The sequence below is a fragment of the Georgenia sp. Z1344 genome (genome assembly GCF_049856295.1).
Classification (GTDB): domain Bacteria; phylum Actinomycetota; class Actinomycetes; order Actinomycetales; family Actinomycetaceae; genus JB111.
Genome location: NZ_JBNDMZ010000013.1, coordinates 43,358 through 62,354 on the forward strand (window position 1 = coordinate 43,358; position 18,997 = coordinate 62,354).

15 protein-coding genes and 1 pseudogene are annotated in these 18,997 nt (G+C 75.3%); 11 read left to right on the top strand and 5 right to left on the bottom strand.

Annotation, left to right across the window (positions count from 1 at the left end; translation table 11 throughout):
• Positions 1–31 precede the first annotated feature (31 nt).
• The 3 genes and pseudogenes from ACPYO6_RS14320 to ACPYO6_RS14330 all read left to right on the top strand — a co-directional run.
• A pseudogene (locus tag ACPYO6_RS14320) lies at positions 32–436 on the top strand (cytidine deaminase); the annotation flags it as partial.
• 131 nt (positions 437–567) lie between these two features.
• Positions 568–1,857 (top strand): thymidine phosphorylase, encoded by a 1,290-nt coding sequence (locus ACPYO6_RS14325; protein WP_425715445.1) that lies wholly within the window; start codon positions 568–570, stop codon positions 1,855–1,857.
• Between the two features lie 38 nt (positions 1,858–1,895).
• On the top strand, positions 1,896–2,801 hold the full coding sequence (locus tag ACPYO6_RS14330; protein WP_425715446.1) for a hypothetical protein: 906 nt from the start codon (positions 1,896–1,898) through the stop codon (positions 2,799–2,801).
• Between the two features lie 107 nt (positions 2,802–2,908).
• Here the strand turns inward: ACPYO6_RS14330 and ACPYO6_RS14335 are convergent, their stop codons facing one another.
• A complete protein-coding gene (locus tag ACPYO6_RS14335) occupies positions 2,909–4,681 on the bottom strand; it encodes a phospho-sugar mutase (protein WP_425715447.1) in 1,773 nt (590 codons plus the stop codon).
• A gap of 104 nt (positions 4,682–4,785) precedes the next feature.
• On the opposite strand from ACPYO6_RS14335, the gene ACPYO6_RS14340 reads away from it, so the two are divergent.
• The 6 genes from ACPYO6_RS14340 (at position 4,786) to ACPYO6_RS14365 (ending at position 12,160) form a co-directional block, all read left to right on the top strand.
• On the top strand, positions 4,786–6,318 hold the full coding sequence (locus ACPYO6_RS14340) for an NAD(P)H-quinone dehydrogenase (protein ID WP_425715448.1): 1,533 nt from the start codon (positions 4,786–4,788) through the stop codon (positions 6,316–6,318).
• Between the two features lie 29 nt (positions 6,319–6,347).
• Positions 6,348–7,526, top strand: coding sequence for a succinyl-diaminopimelate desuccinylase (dapE, locus tag ACPYO6_RS14345; RefSeq protein ID WP_425715449.1), 1,179 nt, complete (start codon positions 6,348–6,350; stop codon positions 7,524–7,526).
• Positions 7,527–7,575: 49 nt separating this feature from the next.
• Positions 7,576–8,391 (top strand): TIGR00730 family Rossman fold protein, encoded by an 816-nt coding sequence (locus ACPYO6_RS14350; protein ID WP_425715450.1) that lies wholly within the window; start codon positions 7,576–7,578, stop codon positions 8,389–8,391.
• Between the two features lie 195 nt (positions 8,392–8,586).
• The gene (aspA, locus tag ACPYO6_RS14355) at positions 8,587–10,065 is read left to right on the top strand and encodes an aspartate ammonia-lyase (RefSeq protein WP_425715451.1); all 1,479 of its coding nucleotides are present in this window, start codon (positions 8,587–8,589) and stop codon (positions 10,063–10,065) included.
• A gap of 173 nt (positions 10,066–10,238) precedes the next feature.
• Positions 10,239–10,406, top strand: coding sequence for a DUF3117 domain-containing protein (locus ACPYO6_RS14360; protein WP_425715452.1), 168 nt, complete (start codon positions 10,239–10,241; stop codon positions 10,404–10,406).
• A gap of 77 nt (positions 10,407–10,483) precedes the next feature.
• On the top strand, positions 10,484–12,160 hold the full coding sequence (locus ACPYO6_RS14365) for a leucyl aminopeptidase family protein (protein WP_425715453.1): 1,677 nt from the start codon (positions 10,484–10,486) through the stop codon (positions 12,158–12,160).
• A gap of 55 nt (positions 12,161–12,215) precedes the next feature.
• On the opposite strand, the gene ACPYO6_RS14370 is transcribed toward ACPYO6_RS14365, so the two are convergent.
• Positions 12,216–12,848 carry an O-methyltransferase gene (locus tag ACPYO6_RS14370; RefSeq protein WP_425715454.1) on the bottom strand — a complete coding sequence of 211 codons (633 nt, stop codon included), beginning with the start codon at positions 12,846–12,848 and terminating at the stop codon, positions 12,216–12,218.
• A gap of 351 nt (positions 12,849–13,199) precedes the next feature.
• On the opposite strand from ACPYO6_RS14370, the gene ACPYO6_RS14375 reads away from it, so the two are divergent.
• Both ACPYO6_RS14375 and ACPYO6_RS14380 read left to right on the top strand, forming a co-directional pair.
• On the top strand, positions 13,200–15,275 hold the full coding sequence (locus ACPYO6_RS14375; protein ID WP_425715455.1) for a trypsin-like peptidase domain-containing protein: 2,076 nt from the start codon (positions 13,200–13,202) through the stop codon (positions 15,273–15,275).
• 52 nt (positions 15,276–15,327) lie between these two features.
• Positions 15,328–15,789: a twin-arginine translocase TatA/TatE family subunit gene (locus ACPYO6_RS14380; RefSeq protein ID WP_425715456.1), complete on the top strand. Its 462-nt coding sequence runs from the start codon at positions 15,328–15,330 to the stop codon at positions 15,787–15,789.
• Between the two features lie 22 nt (positions 15,790–15,811).
• Here ACPYO6_RS14380 and ACPYO6_RS14385 read toward each other — a convergent pair whose 3' ends face one another.
• From ACPYO6_RS14385 to ACPYO6_RS14395, 3 genes are read right to left on the bottom strand one after another with little or no spacing between them, the layout of a single operon-like run.
• Positions 15,812–16,945 carry an Mrp/NBP35 family ATP-binding protein gene (locus ACPYO6_RS14385; protein ID WP_425715457.1) on the bottom strand — a complete coding sequence of 378 codons (1,134 nt, stop codon included), beginning with the start codon at positions 16,943–16,945 and terminating at the stop codon, positions 15,812–15,814.
• Positions 16,942–17,571, bottom strand: a complete 630-nt coding sequence (locus ACPYO6_RS14390) for a DUF1003 domain-containing protein (RefSeq protein WP_425715458.1) — start codon at positions 17,569–17,571, stop codon at positions 16,942–16,944. Before ACPYO6_RS14390 ends, ACPYO6_RS14385 begins: the two co-directional genes overlap by 4 nt.
• Positions 17,564–18,874 carry a magnesium transporter MgtE N-terminal domain-containing protein gene (locus tag ACPYO6_RS14395; RefSeq protein ID WP_425715459.1) on the bottom strand — a complete coding sequence of 437 codons (1,311 nt, stop codon included), beginning with the start codon at positions 18,872–18,874 and terminating at the stop codon, positions 17,564–17,566. Before ACPYO6_RS14395 ends, ACPYO6_RS14390 begins: the two co-directional genes overlap by 8 nt.
• Between the last annotated feature and the right edge of the window lie 123 nt (positions 18,875–18,997).

Genomic DNA, 18,997 nt, shown 5'->3' on the forward strand with positions numbered 1-18,997 from the left:
GCGGGCCGGCCCGCGCGAGGCAAGGAGTGCGATGGCCACCCCCGAACCGGTCGGGCCCGAGACCTGGGAGCGGCTCACGTCGCTCGCCCGCGAGGCGTGCGCGGCCGCGTACGTCCCCTACTCGGGGTTCCCGGTCGGCGCCGCCGCGCTCGTCGACGACGGCCGGTTCGTCTCCGGCTGCAACGTCGAGAACGCCGGCTACGGGGTCACGCTGTGCGCCGAGTGCGGGCTCGTGTCCGACCTCGTCCGCGGCGGCGGGGGCCGGCTCGTCGCGTTCGCCTGCGTCGGCGGCGACGGTGCGCCCCTGAGCCCGTGCGGGCGCTGCCGCCAGCTCCTCGTCGAGCACGCGGCGCCCGGCATGCCGCTCGCCCTTGCCGCGGGCATCCGCACCATCGAGGAGGTCGTCCCGTTCGCGTTCGGCGAGGACGACCTCGCCCGGGCCGCCCGGCGCGCCGAGCACCGGCCCGCCGAGCAGTGTCCTGCCGAGCACGACCCCGCCGGGGACCGCCCGACCCACGACCGCCCGACCCACGACCGCCCGACCCACGACCGACCGGGGGAGCACCCATGACCGAACGTCACGACGCCGTCGACGTCATCCGGACCAAGCGGGACGGCGGCCGACTGTCCGACGACCAGATCGACTGGGTGGTCGACGCCTACACGCGCGGCGTCGTCGCCGACGAGCAGATGTCCGCGCTCGCGATGGCGATCTACCTGCGCGGCATGGACGGCGCCGAGACCGCGCGGTGGACCGCGGCCATGATCGCCTCGGGCGAGCGGATGGACTTCTCCTCCCTCGGCCGCCCGACGGCGGACAAGCACTCCACCGGCGGTGTGGGCGACAAGATCACGCTGCCCCTCGCCCCTCTCGTGGCGGTCTTCGACGTCGCCGTTCCCCAGCTCTCCGGCCGCGGGCTCGGCCACACGGGCGGCACGCTCGACAAGCTCGAGGCGATCCCCGGGTGGCGGGCGAGCCTGACGAACGAGCAGATCATGGGGATGCTCGGCGACGTCGGGGCGGTCGTCTGCGCCGCCGGGTCCGGGCTCGCCCCGGCGGACAAGAAGCTCTACTCCCTGCGGGACACGACCGCCACGGTCGAGGCGATCCCGCTCATCGCCAGCTCGATCATGAGCAAGAAGATCGCCGAGGGCACCGACTCGCTCGTCCTCGACGTCAAGGTCGGCTCCGGTGCGTTCATGACGGACCTCGACCGCGCCCGCGAGCTCGCCACGACCATGGTCGACCTCGGCGAGCGCGCCGGGGTGCGCACCACCGCGCTGCTCACCGAGATGAGCACGCCGCTCGGCCGCACCGCCGGCAACGCGCTCGAGGTCCGCGAGTCAGTCGAGGTCCTCGCCGGCGGGGGACCGGCCGATGTCCGGGACCTCACGCTCGCCCTCGCCCGGGAGATGCTCGACGCCGCCGGCCGGCCCGACGCCGACCCGGCCGCCGCCCTCGACGACGGCCGTGCGATGGACGTGTGGCGCCGGATGATCGCCGGTCAGGGCGGCGACCCGGACGCGGACCTCCCGATCGCCCGGCACACGCACACCGTGACGGCCGACCGCGCCGGCGTCGTCGGCCGGCTCGACGCGCTCGGGATCGGGGTCGCCGCCTGGCGGCTCGGCGCCGGCCGCGCGCGGCAGGGCGACGCCGTCCAGGCCGGCGCCGGGGTCGAGATCCACGCCCGCGAGGGGGAGCGGGTCGCCGCCGGGCAGCCCGTCCTCACCCTGCACACCGACGACGAGGGGCGGGTCGCTCGCGCGCTCGAGGCGCTCGACGGCGCCCTCGCGATCAGCGACGACGCCCCGTCGGGGGCGGGGGAGGTCGTGCTCGGCCGGATCACCGCCTGACGGTGGCGCCGCGCGGCCGGGCGCGGCACCCTGGGCGCATGCCGACGCCGTCGCCCCGCCCGTGGGCCCACGTCACCCTGTCCACGCTGATCGACCCGTTCGCCCGACCCGTCCGGACCGGCCACCTGGCCCGCCGGCTCTCGAGCGCCGTCCTGCCCGCGCGGGCGGCAGGCCTGGCCGAGGACACCCAGCGGGCCGCGACCGCCGGTGAGGCGCGGGCGCTCGCGGGCGTGCGGGCCGAGATCGGCGGGGCGCACGCCGTCCAGCGCGACCCGACCACGTGCGGGTCCGCGTCCCTCGTGGTCCTCGCCGCGCTCGGGGACCCCGAGCTCGAGCGCTGGATCGCCGAGGGGACGGAGCCGACGGCGCCTCGGCCCGAGATCCCGGACGCGGCCCGGAGCGCCGAGCTCGCCGAGCTCGCCGAGCAGGGGTTGACGCTCGACTCCCCGGAGCACCGGTTCGACGCGGCGCAGCGGCTCGTCAAGGCCGCCACGTCCCACCGAGCCCTCGGGGTGGCCGACTGGCCCGACAGCCTCGGCACGCCGCCGTGGGCCGCCGCCCGCGAGGCGCGGTTCCCGGGCGTGCGGTACCGGTGGACCCCCGTCGACGACCGCTCCGAGCGTGCCGCCCACGTCCTCGCGGCCGTCCACTCGGCCACGCTGGCGGGACTGCCGGTCCCGCTGTACACCTCCGGCGACCTCGGTGGGGGCCTCGGTAAGGCCGTCCCCCGGCACGTGGTGCTCGCCCGGCCGGCGCAGGACCGGGGGAGCGGGCCCGGCCTCGACGCCTCGGGAGCGCCCGCCCTGACGATCTACGACCCGTCCCGCGGGCTCGACCACCTCGTCCCCGTGGCCGACCTCCTCGCTCGTTCAACGCCCCTCAAGGCGCTGGGCTCGTGGAGCCACGTGGTGATCGCGCTGCTCCCGGTGCCGCGGGCCGGCTGAGCGGCAGCTGCGGCCACGGAGTCTGCCGTCGGCGCGCGTGCGGTTGCGGCGCCACCACGCGTGGTCGACGCCGCGTGGGGCGGCGAAGGACCGGGCGCGCGCGGCTGCTACATCCCGATCGCGGCGGCGACGTCCTCGCGCAGGACGGCCATCCGGGTATCGGCGGCCTCGCGGGCGGCGGCGAGCCCGGCCCGGCCGACCGGCTGCACGACCTCGAGATAGCACTTGAGCTTCGGCTCGGTCCCCGAGGGGCGCACGACGACCCGGTCGCCGATCTCGGTCTCCCAGACGACCCCGTCGGTCGGCGGCAGGTCCGCGGACCCGTGGGCGAGGTCGAGGGAGACGGTGACGGGCGACCCGCCGAGCTCGGTGGGCGGCTGCTCGCGGACACGCGTCATCGCCCGGGAGATGAGGGTGAGGTCGGTGACACGGACCGTCAGCGGCGCGGTCACGTGGACGCCGTGGGCGAGCGCGAGGTCGTCGAGGAGGTCCTGGAGCGTGCGACCGGCGCGGTGGGTCTCGCCGGCGAGGGCGGCGAGCCGGACGGCCGCGGAGATGCCGTCCTTGTCCCGCACGCCCTCCGGGTCCACGCAGTAGCCGATCGCCTCCTCGTAGCCGAACACGATCCGCGGGGCGCGGGCGATCCACTTGAAGCCGGTGAGCGTGACGGCGTGGTCGATGCCGTGCGCGGCGGCGATCCGCCCGAGCAGGCGGGAGGACACCACCGAGCTGGCGAGCACGGGGCGCCCGTCGGAGGCGCTTGCGGAGGTGCCGTCCGGCGTCGAGCCGGAGGTCGTCGGGGTGCCGGTCCCCGCGCGTGCGGCCTGGTCGCCGAGGAGGGCACCGATCTCGTCGCCGGTCAGCTGCCGCCACCCGCCGGCCGCGTGCGATGCCGGGATCGCGGCCGAGCAGCGGTCGGCGTCGGGGTCGTTGGCGATGACGAGGTCGGCGCCGGTCCCGCGGGCGAGGGCGAGGGCGAGGTCGAGCGCGCCGGGCTCCTCGGGGTTGGGGAAGGCGACCGTGGGGAAGTCGGGGTCCGGCTCGGCCTGCTCGGCCACCTCGTGGAGCTCGCTCACCCCGGCGCGCGCGAGCGCCGCCCGCGCCGTCTCGGCGCCGACCCCGTGCATCGACGTGTGGACGATCGTCAGGCCCTCCGCGGCGCCCGCGGGCACGAGCGACGCGACCCGGTCGAGGTAGGCCTCGACGATCTCCTCGCCCAGCCCCTCGCGCTCCCCGCGGGGCAGCTCGCGCAGGTCCCCGACGGCGGCGATCGCCTCGGCGATCCGCGCGTCCCAGGGAGCCACGATCTGCGTCCCGCGCTCCTCGGCCGGGACGGCCCGTCCGCCGAGGTAGACCTTGTAGCCGTTGTCCCGCGGCGGGTTGTGGGAGGCCGTGACCATGATCCCGGCGTCGGTTCCCAGGTGACGGACCGCGAACGCGAGCACCGGGGTCGGCAGGGGGCGCGGCAGCAGGAGGGCGCGGCCGCCGGCGCCGGCGACGATCTCGGCGGCGTCGCGCGCGAACTCGTGGCTGCCGTGCCGGGCGTCGTGCCCGATCACCACGACCGGGTCCGGACCGATCTCGGCGGTGAGCGCGGCCATGAGCCCGGCGGTCGCCCGCGTGACGGTGGCCCGGTTCATCCGGGTCTCGCCGGCGCCGATCTCGCCGCGCAGGCCGGCGGTGCCGAACTCGAGCGGGCCGGCGAACCGGCTCGACAGCTCGGCGGCCGCGTCCTCGTCGGTCCCGGCGAGCGCGATGAGCCCCTCGAGCTCGGCCCGCGTGGCGGGGTCCGGATCCTGCTCGGCCCAGGTGCGGGCCCGGCCCAGCACGTCGGGTCCCAGGACGATCGGTGCGGTCTCGCTGCCCTGCGCGTCGGTCATCCCCCGAACCTACTGCGCGTGCGGGGTGCGAGCGACGCGGAGGCCGCCGGAGCGCGGGCGCGAACCGTGCGCGGGAGGGCCGCGACTCTGGAACCATGTCCGCCGTGAGCCAGACGACCAGCGCGCCGCCGAGCGCGTCCGCCGCCCCCGCCCCGACCACCGCGCCGCAGCACGGCGCCGAGCGTCCGGGCCCCTCGGGCGTCCGCGGCGGCTCGCGCGTCGTCATCCTCGGCGGCGGCCCCGGCGGCTACGAGGGGGCCCTCGTCGCCGCACAGCTCGGCGCCCGCGTCACGCTCGTCGAGCGCCAGGGACTCGGGGGCTCGGCCGTCCTCACCGACGTCGTCCCCTCGAAGACCCTCATCGCCACCGCCGAGTGGCTCACCGTCACCGAGTCCGCCCACGAGCTCGGCATCCGTTCCGACGAGGTGCCCGAGAGCGGCGTCGGCGTTCTGTACGCGGACCTCGGCGTCGTCAACGCGCGCGTGCGCGAGCTCGCGGCCCGCCAGTCCGAGGACATCCGCACCCGCCTCGAGCGCGAGGGTGTCGAGATCGTCGACGGCACCGGCGCGCTCGGCGGCACCCTCTCCGACGGCGGCACGCGCCGGGTGACCGCTACGCTCGCGGACGGCAGCGTGCGCGAGCTCGAGGCCGAGATGGTCCTCCTCGCCACCGGCGCGACCCCGCGGGTCCTGCCGACCGCGCAGCCCGACGGCGAGCGGATCCTCACCTGGGCGCAGATGTACGCGCTCGACACGCTCCCGGAGCACCTCATCGTCGTCGGGTCGGGCGTCACCGGTGCCGAGTTCGCCGGCGCCTACAACGCGCTCGGCGCCCGGGTGACCCTCGTCTCCTCCCGCGACCGCGTGCTCCCGGGCGAGGACGCGGACGCGGCCGAGCTCATCGAGGGCGTCTTCCGGCGCCGCGGGATGACCGTCCTGTCCCGCTCGCGCGCCGCGGCGGTGCGCCGGGTGGGCGACGCCGTCGAGGTCGAGCTGACCGACGGCCGCGTCGTCGAGGGCTCGCACTGCCTCGTCGCCGTCGGTGGCATCCCCGCCACGGACGGCATCGGGCTCGCGGAGGCGGGCGTCGAGACCACGGACTCCGGGCACGTCGTCGTCGACCGCGTCTCGCGCACCCGCGCGTTCCGCGTCTATGCCGCCGGCGACTGCACCGGCGTCCTCCCGCTCGCCTCGGTCGCCGCCATGCAGGGCCGGATCGCCATGTGGCACGCGCTCGGCGACGCCGTGCCGCCGCTCGACCTGTCCACCGTCTCCGCCAACATCTTCACGGCTCCGGAGATCGCCACGATCGGCGCCACGGCGCAGGACTGCGCCTCCGGACAGGTCGACGGATCGATCTCGATCCTGCCGCTGGGGCGCAACCCGCGGGCGAAGATGCTCGGCATCACCGACGGCTTCGTCAAGGTCATCTCCGACCGCGCCACGGGCACGGTGCTCGGCGGCGTCGTCGTCGCCCCGAGGGCCAGCGAGCTCATCCTGCCGATCACCCTCGCGGTCACGCACCGGCTGACGGTCGACCAGGTGGCCAACGCCTTCACCATCTACCCCTCGCTCAGCGGGTCGATCACGGAGGCGGCGCGCACCCTGCACGTGACCGGCGAGCAGGGCCAGGAGTGAGAACCACGGGCACCGACTACCCTGGGGCGGTGAGCGACCCCGCCGATACCGGCTCCCACCCCGCGCCGGCAGCCCCCGCCGCGCGCCTGCCCGACCTCGCGACCTGCGACCTCGTCGACCTCTTCCAGGCGGTGTGCGACGCCCCCTCCGTCTCCGGCGCGGAGGCGCCGCTCGCCGACGCGATCGAGACCGCCCTGCGCGCGACCGGTCACCTCGAGGTCCTGCGCGACGGGGACACGGTGGTCGCCCGCACGCAGCTCGGACGGGACTCGCGGATCGTCGTGGCCGGCCACATCGACACCGTGCCCCTGGCGGGCAACCTGCCGACCGAGCGGCGCGTCGAGGACGGCGCCGAGGTGCTGTGGGGCCGGGGGACGGTCGACATGAAGGGCGGCGTCGCGGTCGCCCTCTGGCTCGCGGCCCGGCTCGACGCACCGCATCACGACGTCACGTGGGTGCTCTACGACAACGAGGAGGTCGCCGCCGACCTCAACGGCCTGGGCCGGGTCGTGCGCGAGCACCCGGACTGGGTGACGGGCGACGTCGCCGTCCTCGGCGAGCCCACCGCCGGCGGGGTCGAGGGCGGCTGCAACGGGACGCTGCGCGTCGAGGTCACCACCCGCGGCGTCACCGCGCACTCCGCGCGTGCCTGGCGCGGCCACAACGCCGTGCACGCCGCCGGCGAGATCCTCGAGCGGCTCGCCGACTACGAGCCGGCGGAGGTCGCCGTCGACGGGCTCGTCTACCGCGAGGGCCTCAACGCGGTCGGCATCACCGGCGGGATCGCGACGAACATGATCCCCGACTCCTGCACGGTCACCGTCAACTACCGGTTCGCGCCGTCGCGCTCGGTCGAGGAGGCGACCGCGCACGTGCGGTCCGTGCTCGACGGCATCGATGCCGAGATCGTCCTGTCCGACGCCGCGGGCGGCGCCCGCCCCGGCCTCGACGACCCGGTGCTCGCCGCCGCCGTCGAGCAGCTGACCGGGGCCACCGGCGGGAGCGTCGGGCCGAAGTACGGCTGGACCGACGTCGCGCGGTTCGCCGAGCTCGGGATCCCCGCCCTCAACTTCGGCCCCGGGGACCCGATGCTCGCCCACGCCGACGACGAGCGCTGCCCGACCGCCCAGGTGCGCGACTGCGCGCGGGCGCTCGGCGCCTGGCTCGCCCCGGGTCTCGATCTCGACACCGCGGGCGGGGGAGACTGACCCGCGGATCCGTGCGCGCCGCACGCCGTCGGTGGGCCACACTGATGGCATGAGTGTCGAGAAGCGGTCCGCACGCCTGACGAACGGCACCTATCGGAAGGGACCGGTCCTCCTGAGACGCGACCTGATCCCCGACCAGACCACCGACGCGCGGCTGCTCGCGCCGGACCAGGACGGGTCCTTCGTCCACCAGGACCCCTGGCGGGTCATGCGCATCCAGTCCGAGTTCGTCGAGGGCTTCGGGGCGCTCGCCGACCTCGGGCCCGCGATCTCGGTCTTCGGCTCCGCCCGGCTGGGGGAGGGGGCCGCGGAGTACGAGATCGCCCGCGAGGTCGGCCGCCGGCTCGCCGCCGAGGGGTTCGCCACCGTCACGGGCGGTGGTCCCGGCGTGATGGAGGCCGCCAACCGCGGCGCCGTCGAGGGCGACGGCCTCAGCGTCGGTCTCGGCATCGAGCTCCCGCACGAGCAGGGCATGAACGAGTACGTCGACCTCGGCGTCAACTTCCGCTACTTCTTCGCCCGCAAGACGATGTTCCTCAAGTACAGCCAGGGCTTCGTCGTCCTGCCGGGCGGTCTCGGCACGATGGACGAGCTCTTCGAGGCACTCACGCTCGTCCAGACGCAGAAGGTGACGAGCTTCCCCATCGTCCTCGTGGGGAGCGACTTCTGGGGCGGGCTCGTCGACTGGGTCGCCGGCACGATGCTCGAGCGCGGCACGATCTCGGAGCACGACGTCGACCTCATGCCGGTCGTCGACACCGCCGAGGAGGCCGTCGACGCCGTCCTGTCCCGGGTCCAGCGGCTCGCCGACGAGAAGCGCGCCCAGCAGGCCGCCGAGGAGGAGGGCGACGGCCGGCCCGAGTAGCCGCCGCGCGCCCACCTGGCCCGACCCCGAGGTCGGAGGCCCGCCCCGGTCCGCCGAGCTGCCGGCGCTGTCCTGTGCGTCGCGTCCGTGTCCTCCGCGCGCCCGGGAGGTGGCGCACGCCCCGATCCGGGACACTGGCGGCGGCGGCCCGTCCCGTCGGCCGCCCACGACCACGCGCGCGAGGGAGCAGCACGGATGAGCACGAGGACCGAGGACGACCTGCTCGGGAGCGTCGAGGTGCCGTCGGATGCGTACTACGGCATCCATACTCAGCGGGCGATCGAGAACTTCCGGATCAGCTCGTCGACGATCGGTGACGTGCCGGCGATGGTGCGGTCGATGGTCCAGGTGAAGAAGGCCTGCGCGCTCGCCAACGGCGAGCTGAGGACCATCCCGCCGAAGGTCGCGCGGGCGATCGCCGACGGGTGCGACGAGATCCTCGTGGGCGGCCGGTGCATGGACCAGTTCCCCATCGACGTGTTCCAGGGCGGCGCGGGGACGTCGGTCAACATGAACACCAACGAGGTGGTCGCCAACCTCGCCCTCGAGCAGCTCGGCCTCGAGAAGGGCCGGTACGACGTGGTCAACCCCAACGACCACGTCAACAAGAGCCAGTCGACCAACGACGCCTACCCGACCGGCTTCCGCCTCGCCGTCTACGCGGTGGTGCGTGAGCTGTGGGAGGAGATCGACCGTCTGGCCGCGGCCTTCGAGGCCAAGGGCGAGGAGTTCGCGGACGTCCTCAAGATGGGCCGCACGCAGCTGCAGGACGCCGTCCCGATGACCCTGGGACAGGAGTTCACCGCGTTCGCCGTGCTCCTGCGCGAGGAGGTCCGCCACCTCTCCCGCCTCGCCGAGCTCCTGCTCGAGGTCAACCTCGGGGCCACCGCCATCGGCACGGGCCTCAACACCCCCGAGGGCTACTCGGAGCTCGCCGTCGCGCGCCTCGCCGACGTCTCCGGCCTGCCGGTCGTCCTCGCGGAGAACCTCATCGAGGCGACGTCGGACACCGGTGCCTACGTCTCCATGCACGCCGGGCTCAAGCGCGTCGCCGTCAAGCTGGGGAAGATCTGCAACGACCTGCGCCTGCTGTCCTCCGGCCCGCGGGCCGGGCTCAACGAGATCAACCTGCCCGAGCTCCAGGCCGGGTCGTCGATCATGCCGGCCAAGGTCAACCCGGTGATGCCCGAGGTCGTCAACCAGGTGTGCTTCAACATCATCGGCAACGACGTCACCGTGACGATGGCGTCCGAGGCGGGCCAGCTCCAGCTCAACGTCATGGAGCCCGTCATCGCCCAGGTCCTCTTCGAGTCCGTCTCGCTGCTCCGCAACGCCGCGATCGGGCTGCGCGAGAAGTGCGTCGACGGCATCACCGCGAATCCCGAGGTCGGCCTCGCGGACGTGCTCGGCTCGATCGGGATCGTCACCTACCTCAACCCGGTGATCGGCCACCACAACGGCGACCGCGTGGGCAAGGAGGCCGCCCGCTCCGGCCGGTCCGTCAAGGAGGTCGTCCTCGAGCTCGGGCTGCTCGACGAGGCGCGCATCGACGAGCTCTTCTCGCGCGAGAACCTCATGCACCCGAAGTACCAGGGCGAGATCTTCCCGGCCGAGGACCCCGACACCTACCCACGGCCCGACGGGTCGACCCCGGAGGACGACCGGGTCGGGTGAGGGGGCGCCCGGCAGGGCGCCCGGGTCGTGACGGGGGCGGACCCTACCGCACGATCCGGCACAGGTCCCGGTGTGACCTAGAATGGACGAGGCCATGGTGTCCGCGCAGACGGTTTCGGGGTAGGTCCCCGGTGCTGCGGGCCCGATCACGCAGGAGAACGAGAGGTGCGGCAATGGCAGCGATGAAGCCGAGGACCGGGGACGGGCCGCTCGAGGTGACGAAGGAGGGACGCGGCATCGTCATGCGCGTCCCGCTCGAGGGCGGCGGCCGCCTGGTGGTCGAGCTCAACGCGACCGAGGCCGGTGAGTTGAGCGAGGCGCTCGCCGCCGTCGCCTCCTGACACCGACCGACGCCAGACACCCCACCGACGGCCGGCCGCGCGACGCGGCCGGCCGTCGGCGTCCCCGAAGGAGTCCCGTGCCCAGTGAACCGAGCGACACCCCCGTCGTCGACCTGCCGCCCGTCGGCCTTCCCGGGCTCGACGTCAGCGACCGGCCGTGGTCGGACGCGCTCGCCACGGACCCCGTGCCCGACGCCGTTGCCCTCCTCGTCGGTGCGGACGGCCCCGGACCGCGCGCCGGCGAGGTCGCCGAGCGCTACGGCATCGACCTCGAGGCCGAGCTCACCGACGGCACCGCGGGCAGCGTCCGCACCGTCCGGCTCCCGCGCATGCGCGACGGCGTCGACGTGCCGTGGGCCGGACTGCCGGCCACCGTCCACCTCGTCCGCACCGGCGACGCCGGAGTCGCGGACCTGCGCGCCGCGGGCCTCGGGCTCGGTCGGGCGCTCGCGGGGGCGGCCTCCGGAGTCGTCGTCCTCGAGTCGGCTCGGGCCGCCGACCCGGCGGGCACGGCGGACCCGATCGGCCCCGACGACGCAGCGACCGAGCAGCCCGCCGGCGACCCGGCCGTCCCCGCGGCCCCTGCGGATGCCGTGGCGGCCCTCGCGGCCGGCCTGTGGCTCGACGCCTACCGGCTGCCGACGCGCGCGCGCACGAGCTCCGCGAAGCCCCCGGTCGGGGCGGTCGAGCTGCTCGTGCCCGGCTGGTCGGAGGGGACCGACGTGCCGGCCGCCGCGCGCGAGTCCGTCACCGCCACCCACCACGCGCGGGCGCTGACGGCGACCCGCTCGACCGTCAAGAACCCCGCGTGGACGGCCGCGGCCGCGCAGCACCTCGTCGACGGGCTCGAGCCGGAGGTCAGGGCGCGCGTGAGCGTCGACGTCCAGGACGAGGCGCGCCTCGCGGAGCGCGGGGCCGGCGCGATCCTCGCCGTCGGGGCCGGGTCGCCCACGCCGCCGCGGCTCGTCACCGTCACCTACACGCCCGCGTCGCCCGTCGGTCGCCGGGTCGCGCTCGTCGGCAAGGGCATCACGTTCGACACCGGCGGCCTGTCGAAGAAGCCGACCGACGGCATGCTGACGATGTCGACGGACATGGCGGGCTCGGCGGTCGTCCTCGCCACCGTCCTCGCGGCCGCCCGGCTCGGCCTGCCGCACACCGTCACCGCCGTGCTGCCGCTCGCGGAGAACGCATTCGGCGGCGGCGCCTACCGCCCCGGCGACGTCGTGCGCACGCTGTCCGGCCGCACCGTGGAGATCGGCAACACCGACGCCGAGGGCCGCCTCGTCCTTGCCGACGGACTGACGCACGCGATCGACGTGGCCGACCCGGACACGATCCTCGACGTCGCGACCCTCACGGGAGCCGCCAAGATCGCGCTGGGGACGACGGTCTCGGCGCTGTTCGCCACCGACGACGCGCTGGCGGAGGAGCTGGCCGCCGCCGGTGACGCCGCGGGGGAGAAGGTGTGGCGCCTGCCGATGCCCGACGACTCCGAGGCGGCACTCGACTCCGACCTCGCCGACGTGCGGCAGACCCCGCGCGCCGACGTCCACGCCGTGGGCGGCACGATCTTCGCCGCCATGTTCCTGCGCCGGTTCACCCAGGGGCGCCGGTGGGCGCACCTCGACATCGCTGGGACCGGCCGGTCGACGGGTGGGAAGCGGCTCGCCACGGGCGCGCCGACCGGGGTGGGCGCCGCGCTGCTCGTGCACTGGCTCGTGGGCCTCGGTCCGGACGGGCGCGAGGCCTGAGCCCGGTGGGTCGGACCTGTGTCGGCCGGACCTGTGTCGGCCGGACCCGCGTCGGTCAGACCCGGACGGCCGCGACCACGCCGGTGCCGGCGGTGAGCAGGGTCGGCAGGAGGCGCTCGTCGTCCCGCACGGAGCGGACGAGCTCGCGCGCGGTGACGGTCGTGTCGTCGCGGCGTGCCGGGTCGGCGACGCGGTCACCGGCGAGCGCGCCGGAGACGACGAGGACGCCGCCGGGACGCAGGAGGCGGACGGCCTGCTCGACGCACTCCGGTGCCTCGGCCGGGTCGCCGTCGACGTGGACGAGGTCGTAGGCGCTGTCCGCCAGGCGCGGCGCCACGTCGAGCGCGCGGCCCGAGATCAGGCGGGTGCGGGCGGGACGAACGCCGAACGCGAGGAACGACTCGCGGGCCGAACGCTGGTACTCGCCCTCGACGTCGATCGTGGTGAGGACGCCGTCGGACGGCATGCCGGCGAGGAGCCAGAGGCCCGAGACCCCGGTGCCGGTGCCGATCTCGGCGACGGCCTTGGCCCGGACGGTCGCGGCGAGCAGCCGGAGGACCGCGCCCGTCCCGGCGGAGACCGGCCCGACGCCGAGCTCCTCGGAGCGCGCACGCGCCTGGGTGATGACCTCGCCCTCGGCGGCGAACTCCTCCGCGTAGGCCCACGACTGCGCCTTGTCGACCGACATCCGGTCCTCCCTTCCCACGGCACGGCGTGCCGGACTGCGTCCGATCGTAGGCGGGCGCCCCACGTGGTGCCGGGAGGCGGGCCGGGGACGGGGTGAGGGCCGGGGGTGGGAACCGGGTGCGAGGAGCGGGCCACGAGGGGGCCCGGTGGTGGTGTGAGGTCCGAGGGGGGAGACGGCTCACGACGGGCCCGGTGGTGGTGCGAGGTCCGAGGGGGAGACGGGTCACGACGGGCCCGGTGGCGGGTGTCGCCCGGGGCGGGGACCAGGCGCAGGACGGGGAGCGCTCACCGTGCGTCCGCACCCGCGGGGGCGCCCGCGGCGATACCGTAAGCCCGGACGAAGGAGGGTCACATGGCCGACGAGAGACAGTTCCCCGCCGGGCCGGGTCGAGGCGACGACGCGCAGCACCCGGACGGGCGCCAGGGCCAGGACGGCCCGACGCAGGGGGGCCCGTACTCGCGGTTCGCCCCGCCCACGGACGACGGCGACGAGCCTGGCGGCCGGCACGCCCAGGGGGCGCCCGCCGGTGACCCCGGCCCCGCCCAGCGACCGGCCAACCCGGCGCGTCCCGTGGGGATGCCGCGGGACCGCGCCGACAACGGCGACGGCCGGTGGATGCCCTCCGGTGCGCGCCAGCCGATGCCCTCGGCGCGCCCCACCGGCACCGGCACGCACGAGGTCGGTGGCCGACCAGACTCCCCGATGGCGGGGTCCCCCGAGAGCGGGGCCACACGCCCCTTCCAGGGTGCTCCCGGCGAGAGCGGCCCCACCCCCGGTGGGCCCGGAGCGGCCCCCGGTCCGTACGGGCAGGGGGCGGCCGGCTCCGCCGCCCCGGGCCCGGGGGCCACGGGACCTGGCGCTCCTGCGTACACCTCGCCGAGCAACGGCTCGGCGGCCCACGGCGTGCCCTCCGCCGGTGCACCCGGCGCGGGCAGCTCCGAGACCACCCGGCCCGCGGGGCAGCCCGAGGCGGGCCCCGGTGGGGGTTCGTCGTCGTCCTTCTCCGGCTCCGCCGGTCCCACCGCGGCGGGAGTGGGCGCGGCCGCGGCCGGTTCGGGCTCCCCGGCGTCGGCCGCCGGCGCGGCGCACCAGCCCGGGCACGGCTTCGCGGCGCCCGTCGGGTCGCCCGGTCAGCCTGACCGGTCCGGCTCCTCGTTCGGCGGGTTCGGCAGCCCGTCGGCCCCCGGCAGCGGCTTCGGTGGCGGCTCCGGTGCGGGCCCGGGTTCCGGCTTCGGCGCCGGGTCGGGCGCAGCCGGTGGCTCGGGCTACGGCGCCGACCGCAGCGCGTCCGCGGGAGACGGCGGAGGCTCCGGCCGGTCGCAGCGCCGGGGCGTGGCCGTGCCGGTCGTCGCCCTCATCACGGCGGTCGCGCTGCTGGCGGGCCTCGTGCTCGGCGCGCTCGGCGGCCGCTGGCTGCTGTGGGACGAGTCGAGCGCCGTGATCGGCGAGGACGACTCCGAGGAGTCGGATCCGCCCGAGTCCGCGAGCGGGGCGGTCGGGGTCGACCGGCCCGACGCGTCGGTCGCCCAGATCTCGGACATCGCGCTCGCCTCGACCGTCTACATCGAGGCCCGCAACGGCCAGGTCGGCGGCTCCGGCACGGGGATGATCTACTCCGAGGACGGCCTCATCGTGACGAACAACCACGTGGTCGAGCCCGCGCTGGACGGTGGCCAGCTCACCGTGACGTTCCACGACGGGACGCAGGAGGAGGCCGAGCTCGTGGGCCGCTCGCCGGGATACGACCTCGCGGTCCTCCAGGTCCCGCGCGAGGGCCTCACGCCGCTCGTGCTCGCCGACTCGGACGAGGTCGTCGTCGGCGACCTGGTCATCGCCGTCGGCGCCCCGCTCGGTCTCACCGGCACGGTGACCGCCGGGATCATCTCCGCGCGGAACCGGCCCGTCACCGCGGGCGATCCCGGCGACGAGAGCTACATCAACGCCCTGCAGACCGACGCCGCGATCAACCCCGGCAACTCGGGCGGGCCGCTGCTCAACTACGACGGCGAGGTCGTCGGCATCAACTCGGTCATCTACTCCAGCGGCGAGGGCGGCGCGGGCAGCATCGGTCTCGGCTTCGCGATCCCCGCCAACCAGGTCGAGACCACCGTCGGCCAGCTCATCGAGGACGGCACGGCCTCGTTCGCCCAGATCGGCATCAGCCTCGACCCGAGCTACTTCGGTGAGGGCGTGCGGGTCGTCGAGGACGAGGACGGCGTGGTCCCCGACGGACCGGGTGACGACGCGGGCATCGAGCCCGGGGACATCATCACCGCGTTCGACGGCACGCCCGTGACCGAGCCGTCGGAGGTGATCGTGTTCGTCCGCTCCCACCAGGGCGGTGACGTCGTCACGCTCACCATCGAGCGCGACGGCGAGGAGCAGGAGGTCGACGTCACCCTCGCAGAGGTCGAGGAACCCCTCTGACCCCTGGGGCGGGGCCGGGACCCGGGACCCGGCCCGCCTAGGATGGTGCGTCATGGGGATCAGCGGGAGCGAGCTCGTCGTCCTGCTGCTCGTGGGCTTCCTCGTCGTCGGCCCCGAGAAGCTCCCCGAGCTCTCCCGTCAGCTCGCCCGCATCGTGCGCAAGGTCGCCGCGGTCGCCCGCGACACCGGGGACAAGGTCCGTGCCGAGCTCGGCGACGACCTCGAGGATCTCAAGTCGCTCGACCCGCGCCAGTACGACCCGCGCCGGATCGTCGCCGACGCGATGAAGGAGCCTGCGCGCACCGCGGGCCGGGCCGGCACCGCTACGGGTGCCGGCTCGAGCGCCGCCGCCACGGGTTCGGCGGCGGGCGTCACGGCGACCGCGAGCTCGGGCGCGGGCCCGGGACAGTCGCGCGGGACCGGGGCAGTGTCCGCGGCCGGCGCCGATGAGCGACGCCGCCCCGACCCCTTCGACCAGGCGCGGCCGGCGCCCCACGACCCCGACGCGACCTGACCCCGTCGCCGGCCCGAGCGGGTCAGACCGGCGTGACGCCCAACGAGCGGCCGGCGAGGCCGCGCGCCCGGGTGCCCAGCGTCGCCGCGAGGTCGAGCAGGGCGCCGGTGGCGGGGGAGGATGCCGCGTCGCCGGACAGCGTGGCCGGGACGCCGGAGTCGCCGGACTCGCGGATCGCCACCTCGAGGGGCAGCTGCGCGAGCAGCGGCACGTCGTAGCCGAGGGTCTCGCTCAGCCGCGTCGCGGTCTCCCCGCCGCCGCCCGAGCCGAACAGCTCGGTGCGCGAGCCGTCCGGGCCGTCGAACCAGCTCATGTTCTCGACCACGCCGACCACCTTCTGGCGGGTCTGGGTCGCGATCGTGCCGGCGCGCTCGGCCACCTCGGAGGCCGCGACCTGCGGCGTGGTGACGACGAGGATCTCCGAGCCGGGCAGCAGCTGGGCCACGGAGATCGCGATGTCGCCGGTCCCGGGCGGGAGGTCGAGGAGCAGGACGTCGAGGTCGCCCCAGAAGACGTCGGCGAGGAACTGCTGGAGCGCGCGGTGCAGCATCGGTCCGCGCCACACGACCGGGCTGCGGTCCTGGACGAACATGCCGATCGAGATGACCTTCACGTCGTGCGCGACCGGCGGGAGGATCATGTCGTCGACCTTGGTCGGCGGCAGCTCGACCCCGAGCATGCGCGGGATGGAGAAGCCGTAGATGTCGGCGTCGAGCACCCCGACCTTGAGGCCGGTCGCCGCCATCGCGGTGGCGAGGTTCGCGGTGACCGTCGACTTGCCGACGCCGCCCTTGCCGGACGTGACCGCGTAGATGCGGGTGAGGCTGCCGGGCTTGCTGAAGGGGATCTCCGGCTCCGGCGTGCCGCCGCGGAGCTGCGTCTTCAGCTCCTTGCGCTGCTCGTCGGTCATCACGCCCATCGCGACCCGGACGCCGCTCACACCCTCGAGCGCGGCCACGGCGTTCGTCACGTCCCGGGTGATCGTGTCCTTGAGCGGGCAGCCCGCGGTGGTGAGGTCGATGCCGACCTCGACCTCGCCCGACTCCTCGATCTCGATGCTGCGCACCATCCCCAGCTCGGTGATGGGGCGGCGGATCTCGGGGTCGATCACCGTGGTCAGCTCGGCGCGGACGGTCTCGACGGTGGGGGCGGTCATGCCTCCATGGTAGGCAGCCCCGGGCCCCGATCCTGGTGGCTCTGGTCACCCGCGGGTGCGGAGTCGCCCACCGGGGGTTCGTCGTCGGACATATCGCCCCCGGCCCGGCCACGCAGCTCGGTGACCTCCCGCTCGAGCTCGACGATCCGCCGGTCGCGGTCGGCCACCTCCTCGGCGAGGAGGTCGCGCAGCTCGGAGCGGACGAAGTCGCGGGTGGCGACCTCGCCGACCGCCATCCGCAGCGAGGCGATCTCGCGGGTGAGGTACTCCGTGTCCGCGAGCGTGCGCTCCGCGCGCTGGCGATCCTGCTCGGCCGAGACCCGGTCGCGGTCCACCTGCCGGCTCTGCGCGAGCAGGATGAGCGGCGAGGAGTAGGAGGCCTGCAGCGAGAGCATGAGCGTGAGCAGGGTGAACCCGAACTCCTGGGAGTCGAACCGCCAGGCCACGGGCGCGAACGAGTTCCACACGAGCCAGACCGTGACGAACACGGTGAGGTAGACGAGGAATCGGGGCGTGCCGAAGAAGACGGCCACCGACTCGGAGACGCGGCCGACCTTGTCCGGGTCGGACGGGCGCCGCGTGAACCAGGGGCGCCGGCTGGTGGGGGTGTCGAGCCGGTCAGTCATCGGTGCGCCGCTCCTCCACGCTCTCGTCCATGGCCTCGTCGGTCACGTCCTCGTCGGCCTCGCGCCAGTCCTCCGGCAGGAGGTGGTCGAGGACGTCGTCCACGGAGACGGCGCCGAGCAGGCGGCCGTCCTCGTCCCCCACCGGCAGGGCGGTGAGGTTGTAGGTCGCCAGCAGGCGGGTGACCTTGCCCAGGCCGTCGGTCGGCAGCACCGGGTCGATGTCCTTGTCGAGGATCGTGCCCACCGGAGTGGTCGGCGGCTCGCGCAGCGCGCGCTGGAGGTGGACCACGCCGAGCAGCCGGCCCGTCGGGGTCTCGAGCGGGGGGCGGGCGATGAACGTCAGGGCGCCGAGGGCGGCCGGGACGTCGCTGCGCCGCGCGTGGGCGAGCAGGGTCGCCACGGTCGCCTCCGGCGGGAGGATGACGGGCTCGGTCGTCATCAGACCACCGGCGGTGTGCTCGTCGTAGGCCAGGAGCCGGCGCACGTCCTCGGCCTCCTCGGGCTCCATCCGCTCGAGCAGGGTCGCGGCCGTGGTCTCGGGCAGCTCGGACATGAGGTCGGCGGCGTCGTCGGGCTGCATGACGTCGAGGACGTCGGCCGCCCGCTCGAGGTCGAGCCCGGAGACGATGTGCACCCGGTCGTCCTCGCCGAGCTCCTCGAGGACGTCGGCCAGCCGCTCGTCGGGCAGGTGCCGCGCCACGTCGAGGCGCCGCTGGTCGGGCAGGTCGTGGAGGACGTCCGCGACGTCGGCCGGCTTGAGGTCGGTGAGCTGCGCGAGCAGAGACTCGGTGCCCTGGGCGAGCGCGGCGCCCGTCAGGCCGGTCACCTCGTCGATCCCGACGACGAGGGTCTCCCCGCGCTGGAAGGTCGCGCGCGGCCTGATCCGCCGCACGAACAGCTTGGTGGCGAGCCAGTCGCGGTTGCGCTGCTGCTCGATCGCGATGTCGAGGACCGACGCGTCGCCCGACCCGTCCGTCAGCGTGACGCGGCGGTCGAGCAGCTCGCCGACCACCTGGCGCTCGGCCATCCGGGCCTGGAACCGGCGCAGGTTGAGCAGCCCGGTGGTGATGACGGCCCCGGGCTCGATCGCCGTCACCCGGGTGAGGGGGACGAAGATGCGGCGCCGGCCGGGCACCTCGACCACGAGCCCGACGGCGCGGGGCGCGGCGCGGACGCGGGTGAGCAGGACGACGTCACGGACCCGTCCCACCTGGTCACCGATCGGGTCGAACACGGTGGTGCCGGCGAGGCGGGCCACGTAGACGCGCGCGACGTTGGTCGGGCGGGGCGTGGTGGCTGACACGCGTCGAAGCGTAACCGCGGCCGTGCGGGCGGCGCCGGGGACGGGCCGTGATGACGCGGGGAGCGGGGCGCGGTCACGCCGGGAGCGGAGCGTTGTTTCGCCGGGAGTGGAGCGCGGTGGCGG